Raw genomic sequence first — 1,627 nt, forward strand, 5'->3', positions numbered from 1 at the left:
GACCCAGACCGTCGTGTCGGGACGCGTCGGCATCGACAGCACCGACTTGGTGTGCGAGAAGAGCTCGACGGACCGCTCGCCGTGGTAGGCGCCCATGCCGCTGGCACCCACGCCACCGAAGGGCAGTCCCGGGACGGCGAGGTGGGCGAGGGCGATGTTGACCCCGAGCGCACCTGAGGAGGTGTCGCGCACGAAGCGCCGCCGCACCTCTTCGGACGTGGTGAAGACGTACAGGGCGAGCGGCTTGTCGCGCCGGTTGACCACGTCGATGGCAGCCGCCAGGTCATCCACCTCGACCAGCGGGAGAACCGGGCCGAAGATCTCCTCCCGCATGACGAGCTCGCGTGGGTCGTCCGGGTCGGCGACCTCGACGACGGTGGGCGCGAGGTAGCGGGACGCCTCGTCCGACCGACCCCCGATGACCACCCGAGCCGGGTCGACGAGTGCGGTGAGGCGCTCGAAGTGCCGACGACTGACAATGCGACCGTAGTCCGGCGACTCCAGCGGGTCATCGCCGAAGGCTTCCCGGATCGCTTGCGCCAGAAGGGGTTTCAGGGCCCGTAGGGTGGAGCGGCTCGCGATGACGTAGTCGGGCGCCACGCATGTCTGACCGGCGTTCGTGAACTTGCCCCACACGAGCCGTCGTGCGGTCACCTCGAGGTCCGCGTCGTCCGCGACGTAGGCCGGCGACTTGCCTCCCAGCTCGAGGGTCACCGGTGTCAGGTGGCGCGCCGCAGCCTCCAGCACGATCCTGCCGACGGCCCCGTTGCCGGTGTAGAAGATGTGGTCGAACCGCTCGGCCAGCAGTGCCGTCGTCTCCGGAACCCCGCCCTCGACGACGTGCACCGCGGAGGCGTCGAGGTGCTGCGGGAGCAGGCGCGCGAGGACCGCAGACGTCGCGGGGGCGACCTCGCTCGGCTTGATGACGACGGCGTTCCCGGCGGCGAGCGCGCCGACGAGCGGGGCGAGGCAGAGCTGGACCGGGTAGTTCCACGGCGCGATGACCAGGACGACGCCGAGGGGCTCGCGCACGAGGGTGGCCCGGCCGGGGGCGAGGGAGAGCGGCACCCCCACCCGACGCGGCGAGGTCCACGCCCGCAGGTGTCGCAGGGTGTGGTCGATCTCGCGGACGACGAAGCCGGTCTCGGTGATCCACGACTCGGTGGCACTCTTGCCGAGGTCGTCGTGCAGGGCCTCGGCGATCTCGTCCTCGTGGTCGACGAGGAGCGAGCGGAGGGCGCGGAGCTGGGCGACGCGCCACTCGCGCGGCTTGGTCACCCCCCGGTCGAAGGTGCGGCGGGCGGCGGCGACGGCCTCCACGGCGGTCGCACCCGCGCCTGACGCCGTCGCCCCACTCGTCTCGTCACTTGCGGTCGTCGTCGACAGGGTCTTGCTCATCGGGGCCTCCTCCTCGGGGGCTCCTCACGGGGCGAGGAGCCGGTGCACCACGGTGTCGGCGAGCAGTCGGCCACGCCGGGTCAGGACGAGACGGGAGTCCCGCAGGGCGGCGGTGCCGTCGAGCAGACCGTCGGCGATGAGGCCGGCCACGGCGGTGCGTCCCGATCCTCGCAGATCGGCGACGGGCAGACCCTCGACGAGCCGCGTGCCGAGCAGCACACGCTCGTCG

The 1,627-nt window shown here is 72.2% G+C and carries 1 protein-coding gene and 1 pseudogene; both read right to left on the reverse strand.

The features are described from left to right. The coding region (locus AC1DP0_RS21685; protein ID WP_478088616.1) for an aldehyde dehydrogenase family protein at positions 1-1,398 on the reverse strand (1,398 nt) is incomplete at its 3' end. A gap of 24 nt (positions 1,399-1,422) precedes the next feature. Further along, a pseudogene (locus tag AC1DP0_RS21690) lies at positions 1,423-1,627 on the reverse strand (radical SAM family heme chaperone HemW); the annotation flags it as partial.

The sequence above is a fragment of the Terrabacter sp. P5_B1 genome (assembly GCF_056400505.1).